General features: G+C 69.8%; 15 protein-coding genes and 1 tRNA gene. 6 read left to right on the top strand and 10 right to left on the bottom strand.

Annotation, left to right across the window (positions count from 1 at the left end; translation table 11 throughout):
* From AB0H86_RS30010 to AB0H86_RS30000, 3 genes are all read right to left on the bottom strand, one after another.
* Entirely contained in the window at positions 1-1110 is a 1110-nt protein-coding gene (locus tag AB0H86_RS30010) for a serine hydrolase domain-containing protein (RefSeq protein WP_362445527.1), read from the bottom strand.
* Positions 1111-1213: 103 nt separating this feature from the next.
* The gene (locus AB0H86_RS30005; RefSeq protein ID WP_362445524.1) at positions 1214-1603 is read right to left on the bottom strand and encodes a signal peptidase I; all 390 of its coding nucleotides are present in this window, start codon (positions 1601-1603) and stop codon (positions 1214-1216) included.
* 34 nt (positions 1604-1637) lie between these two features.
* Entirely contained in the window at positions 1638-2021 is a 384-nt protein-coding gene (locus AB0H86_RS30000; RefSeq protein ID WP_362445521.1) for a hypothetical protein, read from the bottom strand.
* 383 nt (positions 2022-2404) lie between these two features.
* Between AB0H86_RS30000 and AB0H86_RS29995 the strand changes: the two genes are divergently transcribed.
* Positions 2405-2887, top strand: coding sequence for a helix-turn-helix transcriptional regulator (locus tag AB0H86_RS29995; RefSeq protein WP_362445517.1), 483 nt, complete (start codon positions 2405-2407; stop codon positions 2885-2887).
* Positions 2888-2909: 22 nt separating this feature from the next.
* Here AB0H86_RS29995 and AB0H86_RS29990 read toward each other — a convergent pair.
* Positions 2910-2994: transfer RNA gene (locus tag AB0H86_RS29990), tRNA-Leu, on the bottom strand.
* Positions 2995-3136: 142 nt separating this feature from the next.
* Here AB0H86_RS29990 and AB0H86_RS29985 point away from each other — a divergent pair.
* Positions 3137-4465, top strand: coding sequence for a DUF2254 domain-containing protein (locus AB0H86_RS29985; protein ID WP_362445514.1), 1329 nt, complete (start codon positions 3137-3139; stop codon positions 4463-4465).
* A 188-nt stretch (positions 4466-4653) separates the two neighbouring features.
* Here AB0H86_RS29985 and AB0H86_RS29980 read toward each other — a convergent pair whose 3' ends face one another.
* From AB0H86_RS29980 to sucC, 3 genes are all read right to left on the bottom strand, one after another.
* The gene (locus AB0H86_RS29980) at positions 4654-6234 is read right to left on the bottom strand and encodes an aldehyde dehydrogenase family protein (protein ID WP_362445511.1); all 1581 of its coding nucleotides are present in this window, start codon (positions 6232-6234) and stop codon (positions 4654-4656) included.
* 162 nt (positions 6235-6396) lie between these two features.
* A complete protein-coding gene (sucD, locus tag AB0H86_RS29975) occupies positions 6397-7296 on the bottom strand; it encodes a succinate--CoA ligase subunit alpha (RefSeq protein ID WP_362445508.1) in 900 nt (299 codons plus the stop codon).
* A gap of 11 nt (positions 7297-7307) precedes the next feature.
* Positions 7308-8438 (bottom strand): ADP-forming succinate--CoA ligase subunit beta, encoded by a 1131-nt coding sequence (gene sucC, locus AB0H86_RS29970; protein ID WP_362445505.1) that lies wholly within the window; start codon positions 8436-8438, stop codon positions 7308-7310.
* Between the two features lie 144 nt (positions 8439-8582).
* Between sucC and AB0H86_RS29965 the strand changes: the two genes are divergently transcribed.
* The 4 genes from AB0H86_RS29965 (at position 8583) to AB0H86_RS29950 (ending at position 15196) form a co-directional block, all read left to right on the top strand.
* The gene (locus tag AB0H86_RS29965) at positions 8583-10280 is read left to right on the top strand and encodes a thiamine pyrophosphate-binding protein (protein ID WP_362445502.1); all 1698 of its coding nucleotides are present in this window, start codon (positions 8583-8585) and stop codon (positions 10278-10280) included.
* A gap of 10 nt (positions 10281-10290) precedes the next feature.
* Entirely contained in the window at positions 10291-11541 is a 1251-nt protein-coding gene (gene frc, locus AB0H86_RS29960) for a formyl-CoA transferase (RefSeq protein ID WP_362445499.1), read from the top strand.
* Between the two features lie 4 nt (positions 11542-11545).
* The gene (locus AB0H86_RS29955; RefSeq protein ID WP_362445496.1) at positions 11546-13690 is read left to right on the top strand and encodes an acetate--CoA ligase family protein; all 2145 of its coding nucleotides are present in this window, start codon (positions 11546-11548) and stop codon (positions 13688-13690) included.
* A 117-nt stretch (positions 13691-13807) separates the two neighbouring features.
* Positions 13808-15196 (top strand): OFA family MFS transporter, encoded by a 1389-nt coding sequence (locus tag AB0H86_RS29950; RefSeq protein WP_362445493.1) that lies wholly within the window; start codon positions 13808-13810, stop codon positions 15194-15196.
* A 240-nt stretch (positions 15197-15436) separates the two neighbouring features.
* On the opposite strand, the gene AB0H86_RS29945 is transcribed toward AB0H86_RS29950, so the two are convergent.
* From AB0H86_RS29945 to eboE, 3 genes are all read right to left on the bottom strand, one after another.
* The gene (locus AB0H86_RS29945; RefSeq protein ID WP_362445490.1) at positions 15437-16477 is read right to left on the bottom strand and encodes a sugar phosphate isomerase/epimerase; all 1041 of its coding nucleotides are present in this window, start codon (positions 16475-16477) and stop codon (positions 15437-15439) included.
* Between the two features lie 95 nt (positions 16478-16572).
* The gene (locus AB0H86_RS29940; RefSeq protein ID WP_362445487.1) at positions 16573-18030 is read right to left on the bottom strand and encodes a nucleotide pyrophosphatase/phosphodiesterase family protein; all 1458 of its coding nucleotides are present in this window, start codon (positions 18028-18030) and stop codon (positions 16573-16575) included.
* The gene (eboE, locus tag AB0H86_RS29935) at positions 18027-19196 is read right to left on the bottom strand and encodes a metabolite traffic protein EboE (RefSeq protein ID WP_362445483.1); all 1170 of its coding nucleotides are present in this window, start codon (positions 19194-19196) and stop codon (positions 18027-18029) included. The genes AB0H86_RS29940 and eboE overlap by 4 nt, the downstream gene beginning before the upstream one ends.
* Between the last annotated feature and the right edge of the window lie 3 nt (positions 19197-19199).

The following is a 19199-nucleotide window of genomic DNA, read 5'->3' as shown; positions in this document are numbered from 1 at the left end:
TCAGGCGCGCAGTCCCTGGAGCCCGTCGTAGGCAGCCATTACCAGCTCCAGTCCACGCGTGTCGCTCTCCGGTTCGCGCATCTGGTTCGTCACGTACGCCACCGCCATGCGCGCCTCAGGCTCGATCATGACCAGCGAACCGCCCCAGCCGCCCCAGCCGAAGGTGGTCCCGAACAGGCCGTACCCCAGGCCGTAGCGCATCGAGGTGCCCAGGAGGCGGTCCTCGCCCGCGAACTGCTCCTGCCAGGCGCGCTCGCAGCCCTTCGGGGACAGCAGCCGCACCCCGTGTACCGCTCCCCCGCACGCCATCACCGACTGTGCGAGCGCGACCGAGCGCGCGTTGCCGAAACCGCTCGCCGCGGGGATCTCCGCGCGGCGCCAGGCCACGCTGTTGCCGTCGCGGACCCGGACGCCCTTCCCCGTCTCGGGGGCCGTGCTGCCGGGCGCGCTCGCGGTGTAGTCCTCGTCCCGTGAGTGCGGCGGAACCGTGGGCGCGACCCGCTGGTCGTGCTCGGCGGGCAGTCCGATGTGGAAGTCCGCGCCCAGCGGCCCGGTGACTTCGTCGGCGAGGAACTTGCCCACGCCTCGGCCGGTGATCCGGCGTACGACCTCGTCCACCAGGAATCCCTGGGTCAACGAGTGGTATCCGGCCGCCGTGCCGGGCTCCCAGCGGGGTGTCTGCGCGGCGAGGCGCGCCGTGACCGCCGGCCGGTCGTAAAGATCGGCCGCGGACACCGGTTCGTCCCAGTCGGGCAGGCCCGCGGTGTGCGAGAGCACATGCCGCACGAGCACCTTCTCCTTGCCCGCCGCGGCGAACTCCGGCCAGTACCGGGCGACCGGCGCTTCCGGGTCGAGCTCACCACGGTCCGCCAGGATCAGGGCACACAGGGCCGTCATCGTCTTGGTGACGGACCAGACGTTGGTGATCGTGTCCCGCCGCCACGGGTCCGTACGGTCCGCGTCCGCGAATCCGCCCCAGACGTCCACCACCGGCTCGCCGTCCACGAAGACCGCGACCGAACCGCCGACGTCCCCGGCGTCCAGCAGCACGGACAGCGCGCCGGGCACGGCGCTGAACAGATCGTCGTACGAACCCTGGATGTCGGCCATGTGCGGTATTCAGCCCGCACCGCATCGCCCCGGTCAACCGAATTTGCGGCGAGGTGTGCTGGTCTCTGCCATCAACGAGTGGCTTTGACCAGCACTTAGGCGGTCAAGATTGCAGCTGCGCTCGATCCTGCTGTGCCACCGCATAGCCGGGTACGGACGGCCACCGAACCGTCAGTACTACCGACTCCTCCTCCGCGAACCAGGAGTGGTCGACTCCGCGGCCCCACACGACGTAATCACCCTGCTGTTCCAGGAGAACACTGCGGCCGGGGAGTTCGACGCGGAAGCGACCGCTGATGAGCAGCAGGAGAGCCGTTCGCTCCTCGCCTCTCACCCATTGCCTTCGCTCGTCACCACGCGGATGGACGCCCCATTTGATCTCAACAGACTCGCTGTGGCGCGGATCGTCAGCGTTCTTGAAGTGTCCGAGGAGCCATCCCCGGTCCAGTGCCGCATCCTTGCCCGCGCTGCCCACATACACGCTGTCGTTCATGATCCGGACGCTAGCAGCCGAGACAGCCCCGCCCTCAGACGACGGTCTCGCAGTACCCCCGCGAGTTGATGCCGACGTACATACAGACGGTGTCACCCACGACGAGCGGCTGGAACGGCCGGAACTCGCCCCGCAGCAGCGTCGGAGTCGAGGTGTAGGAGAGCGATCCGGACGCCGCCAAACCGTTGACCGTGAAGGAGAGGCTCAGGTTCAGCGGCGGGGGCTTGAGGGTGAATCCGAACCCGTAGCCCTGGGTGGCGTTGCCCGTGATGCCGTAGCAGACCGGGGCCTCCGGGATGCACACCACCGCCGCGCCGGACGGCGAGCGCGGCGCCGCCTCGGCGGTACCCGCCGCGGCGCCCAGCATGGTGAGCGCGGCGGCCGCGGACAGGCTCGCTATCAGACGTCTCGATCTCATGGAGACCCTCTCCCTCGTCGACTCTTCATTCGGAACTCCTCGTTCAGGACGCTTCGTTCAGGACTTCGTTCAGCGCCTCCGGACGGACGCTCCGGACGGACTTCCCCGCCAACCTGTGCCCGGCGGCGCATTGTCCGGAAGACCGCCCGGCACCTCCCGGACAACCGGTCAATCCCCTCGGTCGCCTGTCCTGGCGAATCGGGTGATAGGGGATTGTCCGAAAGTGCGGATGGCAGCAGAGGGGACGGCCCGGGAGCCTGGGAGGGACAGGTGACCGCTGGAGAGCGGTGGAAGCGAGGCATGTTGTGACGGGGGACGAGAACGGGCGCCGCACGCGCCGTGCGGGAAGACCGGAACGTCCGCTGGATCCGGACACCGGACCGGTGGCACGGTTCGCCTGGGAGCTACGGCAGTTACGCGCGCGGGCGGGCACCCCGAGCTACCGGGATCTCGCCGCGCAAGCCCACTACGCGCCGAGCACACTGGCCGACGCGACCCGGGGACACCGGCTGCCGACCTGCGAGGTGGCCGTCGCGCTGGCCGGCGCCTGTGGTGGGGACCTGGGCGAGTGGACGCGACGCTGGCACGCGGCGGCGGCATCGGCCCGCCCGGACGGCTCGACCGACACGGGCGCCGACCCGCAGCAGGGTTCCGCGCAGCCCCGTCGGACAGTCCCGGGCGCGCTCGCGGTCGCATCGGAGAAGCCCGTCGCCCTGCGCCACCGACGGGTGACGCGACTACTGATCGGCGCCGGAGCCGGAACCGCCCTCGCTCTCCTGGCCGCGGTGGCTGCGGTTCAGGGGCGGCGCCGGAAAACAGATCGTGCGGGCCGAGACGGTGCTCGACCCGCACAAGGTGCGATGTGATCTGTGACTGTTGTCTGATCTGTGTCCGAGGGGGGACTTGAACCCCCACGCCCGATAAAGGGCACTAGCACCTCAAGCTAGCGCGTCTGCCATTCCGCCACCCGGACCAGGTGTCTGCCGCCTGGACGGGAGTGCTCCCCGCGGCGACGTGGACAACAATACCAAGCTTTCGGAGTGCCTTTCACCTGCGTTTCCGTCGTGTGAGCGCCGCTCCCGGACCGGCGGCGCCGGTGACCCTAAGGTCTCACCATGAGCGACTGGATGGTTACGCGCGGCCCGGCCACGGGGCGCCGCCCCCGGGCGTTGTCGCCGCTCAGGGAACACCTGCGGGACACGTTCTGGTTCGCGCCCGCCGCGGGCATGGTGTGCGTCCTCCTGGTGTGGGCGGTGGCTTCGGAGATCGACACCCGGATCGTCGCGGCACTCCAGGACGAACACGACTACGACACGGTCGAGGAGCTGCTGCGGTTCGCGGACGACGCCAGGACCGTGGTGACCACCGTGAGCTCGGCGATGATGACCTTCATCGGCGTCGTCTTCAGCATCTCGCTGGTCGCCGTGCAGATGGCGAGCGGCCAGTTCAGCCCGCGGGTGGTGCGGATCTTCGTGCGGAGCAGGATCACCAAGGCCACGTTCGCCGTGTTTCTGGCGACGTTCGTGCTGACACTGCTGGTACTGACCTCGTACGACAGCGATCAGGATCCCCGTCTGGTCACCTCGGTCCCGCTGGTGCAGTCCGTCGTCACACTCGCCATGGTCGGACTGAGTCTGCTGCTGTTCGTGATGTACGTGAACTCGACGCTGCGGCTGATGCGGATCAGTCATGTCATCGACCGGATCGTCGGCGAGGCCTTCCGGGTCGCCGCGATAATGCCGGCGGGCGCGCCTGAGGACGAGGGCGCGCTGGGGCCGGTGGCCGCGTGGATCGCTCACGACGGGCGGGCCGGTGTACTGCGGGACGTCGATATCGCGCGGCTGGTGCGTGTGGCACGGCAGCATGACGTCGTCCTGCGGCTGGTCCCGCGGATCGGGGACTTCGTCGTCCCCGGGACGCCCGTCCTGGCGGTCCACGGCCGCACGGCACCACCCCGGCGTGCCCTGCGCTACACCGCGTCCGTGGGCGTGGAACGCACCTTCCACCAGGACCTCGGTTTCGGGCTGCGCCAGCTGTCCGACATCGCGCTGAAGGCTCTCTCCCCCGCGATCAACGATCCGACGACCGCCGTACAGGCCCTGGACCGGATCGTTCAGTTCCTCGCCGCGGTGTCCCGGCGCCCGCTGGACGCGTCGGTGCACCGGGACCGACGGGGCGCGGTACGGCTTGTGCAGCCGGTGCCGGGATGGACCGATCTGGTGGATCTGGGGTTCACCGAGATCCGTGGCTGTGCGGTGGGAAACCCACAGGTCACACGGCGTCTGCTGGCCGGGCTCGACGATCTGGCGCTCCTCGCCCCCGAGGAGCGGCGGCAACCGCTGCTGCGTCATCGGGCGCTGCTCGCACAGGCAGTCGAGCGTCACATCCCGGCGCCCGCGGACCGCGCGTTCGCCCTCCGGCCGGACCGGCAGGGCATCGGCTGACGCGGGGCATCGGCTGACGCGGGGCGTCGGCGAAGTGTCGTGCCACATCGGCGGGTTGTCGCGCCCCGTCGGCGAATTTGCGCGCCGCGCCGACGAGTTCCCGCGGGTGAGTCCCGCCCGCCGGTGCTCCGGAACGGATCGTCAGCCATGCCGACACACGAAATCGGTACGGCTGACGATCGTGTTCCTCACGGCATGAGGTGGTAGTCCGGGAAGTTGCCCGGGAGCCGCTCCCCGGCCGGGCCCCGCGTCACGGCACGCACGAGGAGCTCGCCGCCGACGAACGCGCCGCGCCAGGACGCGCCGAAGCCGCCAAACAGTTCGTCGCGGTCGCCCCGCGAGCGGGGCTTGCCGTGGCCCACCTTGAACGCGCGGATCTGCGGAGCCAGCCGGTCGAAGGTCGCCCGGTCGTCCGTGGACAGGGTGGCCACCAGCGCGCCGTTGGAGGCGTTCATCGCGGCCAGCAGCTCCGCCTCCGTGTCGACCAGGACGATGGTGTCGACCGGGCCGAACGGTTCCGCGTGGTGCAGTGGTGAGGACGGCGGCGGGTTCAGGAGCGTGACCGGCTGGACGTACGCGGAGGTGTCCTGACCGGGCAGGAACCGGGCGTCGGGCTGTCGGCCCCGGTGCAGTGGGACGGCACCGCGCTCGACGGCCTCGGCGACCTGGTCGCGCAGTTCCTTGGCCTTGGCCGCGTTGATCACCGGTCCGAAGTCCAGCTCCGGGTACGGGTCGTCAGGCCTCTCGACAGCCAGCGGGTGCCCGACGCGCAGGGTGCGGACCGCCGGGAGGTAGGCGGTCAGGAACGCGTCGAACAGTTGCCGCTGGACGACGAAGCGCGGGTACGCCGTGCACCGTTGCTTGCCGTAGTCGAAGAGCTTGGGAACGATCGCCGTGAGTGCGTCCCAGTCCGTGTGGTTCCAGATGCCCCAGGTGTTGAGTCCCTCCTGTTCGAGTATGTGCCGCTTGCCCAGGTCCGCGACGGCCGTGGCCACCGCGGCGCCGGTGTCGCGGCCGCCGACGAAGGAGACGCAGCCGATCTCCGGTGCGCGCACCAGCGCCTTGGACAGCTCGCCGCCGCTGCCGCTGACCAGGGTGACGGGAATCCCCTCGCGGGCGGCGAGCGCACAGGCCAGCGTCAGACAGGCGACACCGCCGTCGGTCGGGGTCTTGGCGATGACCGCGTTGCCTGCCAATGCCTGTACCAACACTGCGTGAACGAGCACGCTCATCGGGTAGTTCCAGCTGGCGATGTTGGACACCGGGCCGTCCAGCGGGACCCGGCCCGCCAGCATGGGGTCGATGCCGTCGACGTACCAGCGCACACCGTCGATGGCCCGGTCGACGTCCGCCTGAGCCAGCCGCCAGGGCTTGCCGATCTCCCAGACGAGCAGCAGCGCGAGCAGTTCGCGGTGTTCGGTGAGGGCGTCGAGGGTGGCGGCGACGCGGGCGCGGCGCTCGTCGAGGGGGATGTGGCGCCAGGCGCGGTGCTGGTCGAGGGAGGCGCGGACGGCCTGTCGGGCGGTGGCCTCGTCCAGTCGCGGCGGGCCGGCGATCGGACTGCCGTCGATCGGACTGGTGGCAGGCAGGATACGGCCCTCGGCTCGCCAGGCGGAGCCCCAGAGGTTGAGGACACGGTCGTCCCGGAAGGCCTCGGGGGCGACGGCGAGGCAGCGTCGCCAGGCGTCGGCCCAGGACGTGCCGGACTTGAGGGTGAGGACGGGGACTTGGGTTTCGGCGTGGGAGTTCGGGGCGAGAGTGGGTGCCATCGTTCTGCTCCGCTCACGGTGCACGGTCGGGGGCGAGGGTGCCTGGCTCGTCGCGCGCACGGGTCACTCGGGCGGGCGCGGACGACGGGTCGCTCGGGCGGGCGCGGACCATCGTAGGGAGGAAGGTAGTGACGTCGGCTGGCGCGGGACAGCCACCCCACGTCAACTCTCGGTGGTGTCACGCTCCGTGTTCAGTCGGGCGAGCACCAGTCGGGCCGTCTCCGTCGGTGTGCCGCCCACCTGGACGCCGGCCGCTTCCAGGGCCTCCTGCTTGGCCCGCGCGGTGCCGGACGAGCCGGACACGATCGCGCCCGCGTGCCCCATGGTCTTGCCCTCGGGCGCGGTGAAGCCGGCGATGTAGCCGACCACGGGCTTGGTGACGTGCGCGCGGACGTACGCGGCGGCGCGTTCCTCCGCGTCGCCGCCGATCTCCCCGATGAGGACGATCAGTTCGGTGTCGGGGTCGTCCTGGAAGGCGGCGAGGCAGTCGAGGTGGCTGGTGCCGACGACCGGGTCACCGCCGATGCCCACACACGTCGAGAAGCCGATGTCGCGGAGTTCGTACATGAGTTGGTAGGTGAGCGTGCCGGACTTGGACACCAGTCCGATACGGCCCGGCTTGGTGATGTCGGCGGGGATGATGCCCGCGTTGGACTGCCCAGGGGTGATCAGGCCCGGGCAGTTGGGGCCGACGATCCGGGTGCCCTTCCGCTTGGCGTACGCCGTGAAGTCGACGGAGTCGTGGACCGGGATGCCCTCGGTGATGACGACGGCGAGTCCGATTCCCGCGTCGGCGGCCTCCACGACGGCGGCCTTGGCGAAGGCGGGCGGCACGAAGACGACGGTGACGTCCGCTCCGGTCGCCCGCATGCCGTCGGTGACGGACCCGAAGACGGGCACCGCACGGTCGTCGACGTCGACGGTGCGTCCCGCCTTGCGCGGGTTGACGCCGCCGACGACGTTCGTGCCGGCCGCGAGCATGCGGCGGGTGTGCTTCATGCCCTCGGCGCCGGTCATGCCCTGGACGAGGACCTTGCTCTCCTTGGTCAGGTAGATCGCCATGTCCCGTCTCCTCAGGCTGTGGTGGCGAGTTGGGCGGCCCGGCGGGCGGCGCCGTCCATGGTGGTGGCCTGCTGGATCAGCGGGTGGGCGCGCTCGTCGAGGACGGCGCGGCCGCGCACCGCGTTGTTGCCGTCCAGGCGTACGACGAGCGGTTTGGTCAACCGCACGCTCTCCAGGGCCTGGACGATGCCGTCGGCGACCGCGTCGCAGGCGGTGATCCCGCCGAAGACATTGACGAAGACGGACTTCACGGCCGGGTCGGAGAGGATGACCGACAGCCCGTCGGCCATGATCTGGGCGGAGGCGCCGCCGCCGATGTCCAGGAAGTTGGCGGGGCGGGCCCCGCAGCCGGCGACCACGTCGAGGGTCGACATGACCAGGCCGGCGCCGTTGCCGATGATGCCGACCTCGCCGTCGAGCTTGACGTAGTTGAGGCCCTTCGCGGCGGCCGCGGCCTCCAGCGGGTCGTCGTACGCCGCGCCCTCGGCGCCCCAACGCTCCTGGCGGAAGCGGGCGTTGTCGTCGAGGGTGACCTTGCCGTCCAGGGCGAGGATCCGGCCCTGTTTCGTGCGCACGAGCGGGTTGACCTCGACGAGGACCGCGTCCTCGCGGACCAGCACCTCCCACAGCCGTACCATGACGTCGACGGTCTGCGGCGGGAATCCGGCCGCCTCGGCGATCTCACTCGCCTTCGCCGACGTCACGCCCTCGGCGGGGTCGATGTGCACACGAGCGACGGCTTCGGGCCGGCTTGCGGCTACCTCCTCGATCTCCATGCCTCCCTCGGCGGAGGCGATGGCGACAAAGCGACCCGCCGCGCGGTCGAGGACGTAAGAGACATAGAACTCCGTCTCGATGTCCACGGGTTGGGCCAGCATCACCCTGCCGACCGTGTGCCCCTTGATGTCCATGCCCAGGATCTGGCGGGCCGTGAGCTCCGCGGCGGCCGGGTCCGCGGCGAGCTTCACCCCGCCCGCCTTGCCCCGGCCACCGGTCTTCACCTGGGCTTTCACCACCACCCGCCCACCCAGGGCGCGGGCGATCTCGCGTGCCTCCTTGGGCGAGTCGGTCACCTCGGCCCTAGGCACCAAGATGCCGTGTTCTTCGAAGAGTTCCCTTGCCTGGTGTTCGTACAGGTCCATCTCGGCTCCTGTCTAAGAAGTGCCGCACGCCCCCTGGACACCACCCACCGGATGCGGGATAACAAGCTTCATACAGTATTCGTCGACTGTATGCAATGTACCGCGAGAGTGCTCCAACCCCCTACGAAGGGACAGGACTTCGCCATGCCCGACGACACCCAGGACGTGATTTCCGGTGGTCATCTCGTTGCCAAAGCCCTGAAGGCCGAGGGGGTCGATCGCATCTACACCCTGTGCGGCGGCCACATCATCGACATCTACGACGGCTGCGTAGACGAGGGCATAGAAGTAGTCGACGTCCGTCACGAACAGGTCGCCGCCCACGCGGCCGACGGCTACGCGCGCATCACCGGCAAGCCCGGCTGCGCGGTCGTCACCGCGGGCCCCGGTACGACCGACGCCGTCACCGGCGTCGCCAACGCCTTCCGCGCGGAGTCCCCGATGCTGCTGATCGGCGGCCAGGGGGCGCTTACCCAGCACAAGATGGGGTCCCTGCAGGACCTGCCGCATGTCGACATGATGACCCCGATCACCAAGTTCGCGGCGGCCGTGCCGGACACGGCCCGGGCGGCGGACATGGTGTCGATGGCGTTCCGCGAGTGCTACCACGGCGCGCCCGGTCCCTCCTTCCTGGAGATCCCGCGCGACGTCCTCGACGCCAGGGTGCCGGTGGCCAAGGCGCGCGTGCCGGAGCCGGGCGCCTACCGCGCCTCGACCCGCTCGGCCGGCGACCCCGAGGCGATCGAGAAGCTCGCCGACCTGTTGGTGCACGCGGAGAAACCGGCCATCCTGCTGGGCAGCCAGGTGTGGACGACCCGGGGCACCGAGGCGGCCATCGACCTCGTACGCACCCTCAACATCCCCGCGTACATGAACGGCGCGGGCCGCGGCACCCTGCCGCCCGGCGACCCGCACCACTTCCAGCTGTCGCGCCGGTACGCCTTCTCCAACGCCGACGTCATCGTGATCGTCGGCACGCCCTTCGACTTCCGCATGGGCTACGGCAAGCGGCTGTCGCCGGACGCGACCGTCGTCCAGATCGACCTCGACTACCGCACCGTCGGCAAGAACCGCGACATCGACCTCGGGATCGTCGGCGACGCCGGGCTGGTGCTGAAGTCGGTGACCGAGGCCGCCTCGGGGCACGCTTTTAATGGATACAGCAATGGTGGGGCGTCCCGGCGCAAGGAGTGGCTCGACGAGCTGCGGGCCGCCGAACAGACCGCGATCGAGAAGCGGTTGCCCAGCCTAAAGTCCGACGCCTCGCCCATCCACCCGTACCGGCTGGTCAGCGAGATCAACGACTTCCTCACCGAGGACTCCATCTATATCGGCGACGGCGGCGACATCGTCACCTTCTCCGGTCAGGTCGTGCAGCCCAAGTCGCCGGGCCACTGGATGGACCCGGGACCGCTCGGCACGCTCGGCGTCGGCGTCCCCTTCGTGCTCGCGGCCAAGCAGGCGCGGCCCGACAAGGAGGTGGTGGCCCTCTTCGGTGACGGCGCCTTCTCCCTCACCGGCTGGGACTTCGAGACCCTCGTCCGCTATGACCTCCCCTTCGTCGGCATCGTCGGCAACAACTCCTCCATGAACCAGATCCGTTACGGCCAGGCCCAGAAGTACGGCCAGGAGCGCCAGCGGATCGGCAACACCCTCGGCGACGTCCACTACGACAAGTTCGCCCAGATGCTGGGCGGTTACGGCGAGGAGGTCCGCGACCCCGCCGACATCGGCCCGGCACTGCGGCGCGCCCGCGAGTCGGGCAAGCCGTCGCTGATCAACGTCTGGGTCGACCCGGACGCGTACGCCCCCGGAACCATGAACCAGACCATGTACAAGTGAGGTGGCCGCCATGACCGGCACGACGGGAACACCGCCCAAGGCTCTCGAAGGCATCCGCGTCCTGGACATGACCCACGTCCAGTCCGGGCCCTCCGCGACCCAGTTGCTCGCCTGGCTCGGCGCGGACGTCGTCAAGCTGGAGGCGCCGACCGGTGACATCACGCGGGGGCAGCTGCGCGACCTCCCGGACGTCGACTCCCTCTACTTCACGATGCTCAACTGCAACAAGCGGAGCATCACCCTCAACACCAAGACCGAGCGCGGCAAGGAGATCCTCACCGAGCTGATCCGGCGCTCCGACGTCATGGTCGAGAACTTCGGACCGGGCGCGGTCGACCGCATGGGCTTCACCTGGGACCGCATCCAGGAGATCAATCCGCGGATCGTCTATGCCTCCATCAAGGGGTTCGGGGACGGCCCGTACACCAACTTCAAGGCGTACGAGGTCGTCGCGCAGGCCATGGGCGGGTCGATGTCGACCACCGGTTTCGAGGACGGGCCACCGCTGGCGACGGGGGCCCAGATCGGGGACTCGGGCACGGGCGTCCACGCCGTGGCGGGGGTTCTCGCGGCGCTGTACCAGCGGGAGAACACCGGGCGCGGTCAGCGGGTCAATGTGGCCATGCAGCACGCTGTGCTCAACCTCTGCCGGGTGAAGTTGCGCGACCAGCAGCGCCTGGCACACGGCCCGCTCGCTGAATATCCCAACGACGACTTCGGCGACGAGGTTCCCCGGTCCGGGAACGCGTCCGGCGGCGGGCAGCCCGGCTGGGCGGTCAAGTGCGCGCCCGGCGGGCCCAACGACTACGTGTACGTCATCGTGCAGCCCGTCGGCTGGCAGCCGCTCAGTGAGCTCATCGGCAGGCCCGAGCTGGCCGACGACCCCGAGTGGGCGACCCCGGAGGCCCGGCTGCCCAAGCTGGGCAAGATGTTCCAGCTGATCGAGGAGTGGTCCGCCACGCTCCCGAAGTGGGACGTGCTGGAGAAGCTCAACGCACACAACATCCCGTGCGGGCCGATCCTGTCCACCAAGGAGATCATCGAGGACCGCTCGCTGGTCGCCAACGAGATGGTCGTCACCGTGCCACACCCCCAGCGGGGCGACTTCAAGACCGTGGGCAGCCCGCTCAAACTCTCCGACTCCCCCGTGGACGTGACCAGTTCACCCCTGCTGGGCGAGCACAACGAAGAGGTCTACGTCGGCGAGCTCGGTCTCGGCGACGAGGAGCTGCGCCTGCTCAAGTCGAACGGAGTGATCTGACGTGATGGCCGAAGACCGCGCCCTGAGGGTGCGCACGCTTCTCGACTCCGTGCGGGCCGAGGGACGGACCGCGCTGACCGCGCCCGAGGGCAAGGTGATCGCCGACGCGTACGGGATCGCCGTACCCGGTGAGGAACTGGCGACCGACGTCGACGAGGCGGTGGCGTACGCGGCGCGCTTCGGCGGGCCGGTCGTGATGAAGATCGTCTCCCCGGACATCCTGCACAAGACCGACGCCGGCGGTGTGATCGTCGGCGTGGAGGGCGCCACGGACGTACGGGCCGCCTTCCACCGACTCGTCGACAACGCGCGCGCGTACGACGCGCGGGCCCGGATCGAAGGCGTCCAGGTCCAGGAACTGCTCCCCAAGGGGCAGGAGGTCATCGTCGGCGCGGTGACGGATCCGACGTTCGGGAAGGTCGTGGCGTTCGGGCTCGGCGGGGTGCTGGTCGAGGTCCTCAAGGACGTCACCTTCCGGCTCGCGCCCGTGGACGCCGACGAGGCGCTGTCCATGCTGGACTCGATCCGGTCGGCGGAGATCCTGCGCGGGGTGCGCGGCGCGCCGGCCGTGGACCGGTGGGCGATCGCCGAGCAGATCCGGCGGGTGTCCCAACTCGTCGCGGACTTCCCGGAGATCGCGGAGGTGGACCTCAACCCGGTGATCGCGACGCCCGAGGGTGCCGTCGCCGCCGACATCCGGGTCATCCTCGCCCAGTCGCAGCCGCCACCCCGCAGGACGTACACGCGCGACGAGATCCTCACCTCCATGCGCCACCTGATGCAGCCGAGCTCTGTTGCCGTGATCGGTGCCTCCAACGAGCAGGGCAAGATCGGCAACTCGGTGATGCGCAACCTCGTCGACGGCGGCTTCGCCGGGGAGATCCATCCGGTGAATCCCAAGGCCGATGACATTCTGGGCCGCAAGGCGTACAAGAGTGTCACGGACGTTCCCGGTGAGGTGGATGTGGCGGTCTTCGCGATACCCGCCAAGTTCGTGGCCGCGGCCCTGGAGGAGGTGGGACGCAAGAAGATCCCCAACGCCGTACTGATTCCCTCCGGGTTCGCGGAGACCGGCGAGCACGAACTCCAGGCGGAGATCGTGGCGATCGCCGAACGGCACGGCGTAAGGCTGCTGGGTCCGAACATCTACGGCTACTACTCGACGTGGCAGGACCTGTGCGCCACGTTCTGCACGCCGTACGACGTCAAGGGCGGGGTCGCGCTGACCTCGCAGTCCGGTGGCATCGGCATGGCCATCCTGGGCTTCGCGCGCACCACGAAGACGGGCGTGTCGGCGATCGTGGGCCTGGGCAACAAGTCGGACCTGGACGAGGACGACCTGCTGACCTGGTTCGGCGAGGACCCGCACACCGACTGCATCGCGATGCACCTGGAGGACCTCAAGGACGGCCGCGCCTTCGTCGAGGCCGCGCGCGCGACCGTGCCCAAGAAGCCGGTCGTCGTCCTCAAGGCGGGCCGTACGGCGGCGGGGGCGAAGGCCGCCGGGTCGCACACCGGTGCGCTGGCGGGCGACGACGCCGTGTACGACGACATCCTGAAGCAGGCCGGCGTCATCCGGGCGCCCGGTCTCAACGACATGCTGGAGTACGCGCGCGGGCTGCCCGTACTTCCCGCTCCCCAGGGCGACAACATCGTGATCATCACCGGGGCCGGCGGCAGTGGCGTACTGCTCTCCGACGCGGTGACCGACAACGGCCTCACCCTGATGGAGATCCCGCCGGACCTGGACGAGGCGTTCCGGAAGTTCATCCCGCCCTTCGGGGCCGCGGGCAACCCGGTGGACATCACCGGGGGCGAGCCGCCGTCGACGTACGAGGCGACGATCCGGCTCGGTCTTGAGGACCCGCGCATCCACGCGCTCGTCCTCGGTTACTGGCACACCATCGTGACTCCCCCGATGGTCTTCGCGGAGCTCACCGCGCGCGTGGTGGCCGAGTTCCGGGAGCGCGGCATCGAGAAGCCCGTGGTGGCGTCGCTCGCGGGGGACGTCGAGGTCGAGGAGGCCTGCCAGTACCTCTACGAACGGGGCGTCGTGGCGTACCCGTACACGACGGAGAAGCCGGTGGCGGTGCTCGGCGCGAAGTATCGCTGGGCGCGGGCGGCGGGGTTGTTGGGGGGCGGCGCATGAGGTGAGCGAGGAAGGGGTCGGCCGACGGTGCGCGTCGGCCGGCTCCGGGACCCGTGCGCACACGAAAGGCATTGGACAGGGGGCGCTGGCCAGCACTTTCGACGCAAGGGGCGACATATGACAACCACCGACTTCTCGACGTCCGTCCCCTACAGGGAGGTGACGGACCGCAACGGCCGCGTGTACCGGATCGGCGAGACCGACCGGGACATCATGGGCCGGCCACGATGGACCATGGTGCTCTTCCCGTGGATGGGCATGCTGGGCATCAGCTCCTCGGAGTACGCGTTCACGTCGGCCGAGGACACCCTGCACGAGGCACACCTCTGGAACAGTGGGCACATCTTCTGGCTGATGGGCGTCTGGGTGTTCTTCCAGGCCGCCGTCGCCTTCCCCGCCGGACAGCTGCGGGAGAGCGGGAGGCTTCCCGCGCGGTACGCGATGATGCTCGGCGCGCTGGGCACGATCTGCGGTTACCTCTCGCTGGCGTTCGCGCCGCACGTGATCGTCGCCTACATCGGCTTCGGCATGTTCAGCGGCATCGGCGCCGGTCTCGTCTACGCGACCTGCGTGAACATGGTCGGCAAGTGGTATCCGGAGCGCAAGGGCGGCAAGACCGGCATGGTCAACGGCGGTTTCGCCTACGGCTCGGTGCCCTTCGTGTTCCTGTTCACCTCGTACATGGACCTGGGCAACTACGAGGGCGTCCTCGTGATGGTGGGCCTGATCTGCTGTGCCGTCGTGGCGTTCGCCGGCTGGTTCTTCAGGGACCCGCCGAAGAACTGGTGGCCGGCGCACGTCGACCCGCTCAGGCTGACCGACGACCCGAAGATCCGCCGGGCGCTGGAGAAGAACCCGCCGGCGGTCAAGCAGTACACCCCGAAGGAGGCTTCCCGCACACCCGTTCTATGGATGATGTGGTTCTGTCTGCTGTGCACCGCCGGCATCAACATCTTCGGCATCGCCTTCCAGGTGCCGTTCGGCAAGGACATGGGCTTCGCGGGCGGGATCGTGGCCACGGCGATGTCCCTGAAGGCCATCGTCAACGGCACGGGACGCGGCGTGATCGGCTGGATCTCCGACAAGTTCGGCCGCCGCAAAACACTGATCATCGTGTGTCTGGTGCTGGGGACCGCCCAGTTCGGGGTGCTGGTCTCCGGCCAGATGGGCAGCATGCCGTTCTTCCTGTTCTGCTCCATGGTCTCCGGCTTCGGCGGCGGGGCGATCTTCCCGCTGTTCGCGGCGATGACCGCCGACTACTTCGGCGAGAACAACAACGCCTCCAACTACGGAATGGTCTACAGCTCGAAGCTGATCTCGGGCCTGGTGGGATCCGGGATGGGCGCGGTCGTGGTCGACGCGTGGGACTACGAGGGCGCGTTCGTCATAGCGGGCTCCGTAGGGCTGGCCTCCGCGGTTCTGGCGCTCTTCCTGAAAGCACCGGGCAGGCCGAAGGCCCGGCGAGTCGCACCCAACCCGCAACCGCTCGGCGAGGAGATGGCGTGACATGACGGCTGACCCCGTCGCACCGCCATGATGGCCATCAGCGTCTTCGAATAGGCGTACGGCTCGGCGGCCGGCGGTGTGTCGATGGTGGCGGCGATCGCGCTGCTGCTGTGGCAGCCGGGGCGGACATCCGGGGTCACCACTTCCCCGGAACCTCAGCCCGCCGGCTGATCCGTCGCGTATGTGAGGAGGCCCTCCCCGGGGCGGGGAGGGCCTCCTCCTGTGTGTGCTCGACGTCCGTCAGCACTTCTCCCGCAACGAGTGCAGATGGTCGCTCGAACGACGTGCGAACGTGAAGGACTCGGTCGGGTTGTCGTGCTCGACCTGCCAGTGGTGGGCCAGGCGTTCGCCGCGCAGCCGGGTCACGGCGGAGAGGAACCGCTGGTAGTCGATGTCGCCGTCACCGACGTCGGTCATCCGGTAGCCGTACTGGTTCGCCGGGTCGCTCACGCCGTCCTTGACGTGGAAGAGCGGGTAGCGGTGAGGCTGCCTGAGGACGTAGTCGAGCGGCTCGAAGGGGGCGGCGGTGCCGTCGGGCCGCCGCGAGAAGCGGAACTGGCCCGAATACGCCCAGAAGATGTCCATCTCCAGGTAGACGAGGTCGGGGTCGGTCTCGGCGAGCAGCACGTCGTAGAGGCGGACCTTGGGGTTGTCGGTGGCGAAGGAGAACTCCTCCGAGTGGTTGTGCTGGTAGAACTTCATGCCGCGGGCCCGCGCCGCCGCGCCGTAGGTGTTGAACTCCTCGGCCGCCCGCTTCCACGCGTCGACCGTGGAGCCGTAGCGGAACGGGCCGGAGGCGGTGCCGATGTGCTTGAGGCCGAGGGCCTGGGCGTCGTCGAGGACCTTGGTGAGGTTCTGGGCGAAGGTGTAGGCGTTCGGGTCGTCGGCGTAGTAGCCGACGTGGCTGCCGATCGGGTTCAGGCCGTGGTTCCGTGCCAGCCGCTTGAGCTGGGCGAGCGTGATCGGGCCCGCCGAGCCCTGGGTGTACCCGGCGAACTCGACCTCGTCGTAGCCGTACTTCTCCAGTTCGGCGAAGACGGGCGCGAAGCCCAGCGTGGAGACCTTGTCGCGCAGGCTGTAGAGCTGGATGCCGAGCCTGCCGGGCGGCAGGACGGGACGGCCACGTCCTGCCGCGGAGGTGTCGGAGACGGTGGCTGCCGTGGCCGGTGAGGCGGCGGCCCCCAGCAGTGCGGCGGCGGTGGCGCCCGCGGCCACGCCGAGCATGCCTCGTCTGGTGAGGCGGTGGGTGAGTTCGGGATCCGTCTGGGAGGTGCGGCTCATGCTGGAACTCCTCGGTGTCGGAGGGCGTTGTCAGTGGTGAGTGCTTCACTTGTGACCAGTCAGAACAGTCAGAACAGTCGGACCGGTCAGAACAGTCAGGACAGACCGGCCAGTTGGAGCAGCAGTGCTTTCACGTCGGTGGCCTCGATGCGGCCGTCGACAGCGTGGGGGGTGGAGCAGATGAGGAGCGGACCGTCGTCGTCGCTCGCCGGAAGGCGGCCGTGGCTGCCGCGAATAGGTGAGGGATCCAGGGGCACGACCGCCATGCGGTAGCGCAGCCCGAGTTTCTTGCGGGCCAGCGCCGTCGCCGCCTTGACCTTCACATAGGGGTCGAGCGGGTCCATGAAGAGTTCGACCGGGTCGTAGCCGGGTTTGCGGTGGATCTCGACCAGTCGCGCGAAGTCGGGCGCGCGGGCGTCGTCGAGCCAGTAGTAGTACGTGAACCAGGCGTCCGGTTCCGCGACGGCGACGAGTTCGCCCGCGCGCGGATGGTCGAGGTGGTGGGCCTTCTTGCCCTCGTCGTCCAGTAGTTGCTCGATACCGGGCAGGCCGTCGAGGGCGGCCCTGGTCGCGTCCAGGTCCTCCGGCCGGCGGACGTAGACATGGGCGATCTGGTGGTCGGCGACCGCGAAGGCGCGGGAGGCCATCGGGTCGAGGTACTCCATGCCGTCCTGCGTGTGCACCTCCAGCAGGCCGGCGCGGCGCAGGGCGCGGTTGATGTCGACGGGGCGCTCCGCGCGGGTGATGCCGTACTCGGACAGGGCGACGACGGTACGGCCCTCGGCGCGGGCGTCGTCCAACAGCGGGGCGAGGGCCGCGTCCAGGTCGGTGGCGGCCTTGAGGGAGCGTGGGTCGTCGGGGCCGAAGCGCTGCAGGTCGTAGTCGAGATGCGGGAGGTAACACAGTGTCAGGTGGGGGTGGCGGGTGCGCAGGATGTGCCGGGTCGCGTCGATGATCCAGCGGCTGGAGACCAGGTCCGCGCCGGGTCCCCAGAAGTGGAAGAGGGGGAAGGTGCCGAGTTTGTCGGTGAGTTCGTCGTGCAGGGCGGCGGGCCGGGTGTAGCAGTCCGGTTCCTTGCGGCCGTCGGAGTAGTAGATCGGGCGGGGGGTGACAGTGATGTCGGTGTCGGCGCCCATGGCGTACCACCAGCAGATATTGGCGACGGTGTAGCCGGGGTGCGCGCGACGGGCGGCGTCCCAGAGTTTGTCCCCGGCGACCAGACCGTTGTGCTGCCGCCACAGGAGTACGTCGCCGAGCTCGCGGAAGTACCAGCCGTTGCCGACGATGCCGTGCTCCGACGGGTGGGTGCCGGTGAGGAACGTGGACTGGGCGGCGCAGGTGACGGCGGGCAGGACGGTGCCGAGGGGCGCGCGGGAGCCGGACCGGCCGAGCGCCTTGAGGTGGGGCATGTGGTCGAGGAGACGCGGGGTGAGGCCGACGACGTCGAGGACGAGGAGGGGCACGGGGTGCTTGGCGTCGCTCTCGCCGTCGGTGCCTGGGTGGGCCCGGGAGGGCAGGTCGGCTTCGGCACCGGGAGAGGCGGGGCTGCTCATGGGAGCTCCTTCAGGCCAAGGTCGGTCAACAGGTCGCGAGCCAGGGCGAGTTCGGCGGCGATGCCGTCGGCGAGCTGGGCCCGGCCACGGGGCCTGAGCTCGGGCGGGAGCGCCTGCCAGGTGTAGGTCTCGACCTCCAGATGGCGGGTGAGGGGGTTCGGACCGCCGACGAGCCGGGTCAGCGCGGCCTTCAGGACGGGAAGGGTGGAGGTGAGGGGCGCGGCGGGGGCCGCGTGCAGGGGGACGTGGAAGTGGGCGCGCCAGGGGGCGCCGTCAGGGAGGGTGTCGCCGGCGAGGGCCTCCCCGAGGTCGTCGGTGCCGCGCAGGCCGGCGGCGGTGGCCGTGCGGGTCTGGTGCAGGAAGCGGGGTTCGTCGAACGCGGCTAGGGCCGCGCGGACCTCGGGGAGGTGGGGGTGCTCGGCGTGCAGGGCGGCCGAGAGCTGGGACTTGACGACGGGGATGCCGGCTTCGACGAGTGCGTCGACGGCGGTGTGCGGGTCTTCGAAGGAGGTGGCGAGGTGGCAGGTGTCGACGCAGATGCCGATCCGGTCGTGGGCGATCGCGGTCAGCGGGGTGATGGCGTCGTGGGTGGTCTCGACGACGCAGCCGGGTTCCGGCTCCAGACCGACACGGATGGAGCGTCCGGTCAGCTCCTCCAGGGCGTCGAGGCGTTCGGCGAGGGCGAGCAGGGCGGTGCGGGCCGCCTGTGCGGTGCGCTGGTCGTAGACGGTGCGCCAGGCGAGCGGGAGGGTGGAGATGCTGCCCTCGGTGACGTCGTCGGGGAGAAGTCCGGCCAGGACGCGGGCCAGGGCGGAGGTGTGGTCGAGGCGTTCGGGGTCGGCCCAGTCGGGTTTGTAGACGCGGTACTTGACCTCCTCGGCGCCGAATCCCTGGTACGGGAAGCCGTTGAGGGTGACGACCTCGAGGCCGCGTCGGTCGAGTTCGGTGCGCAGTCGGCGCAGCGCGGACGGGTCGGTGACGAGGGCGTGCGCCGCGTCCCGGGCGAGCCACAGGCCGATGCCGAGCCGGTCGCGGCCGAGGCGCCGGCGCACGGGTTCGCAGTGGTCGCGCAGTTGCGCGAGGACGCCGTCGAGGGTCTCGGCGGGATGGACGTTGGTGCAGTAGGCGAGGTGGACGATGCTGCCGTCGGGGTGCCGGAAGCGCATCGC

The sequence above is a fragment of the Streptomyces sp. NPDC050997 genome (genome assembly GCF_040660135.1).
Taxonomy (GTDB): domain Bacteria; phylum Actinomycetota; class Actinomycetes; order Streptomycetales; family Streptomycetaceae; genus Streptomyces.
Note: the sequence above shows the minus strand (reverse complement) of the source record. Positions and strands in the feature narration are given on the sequence as shown.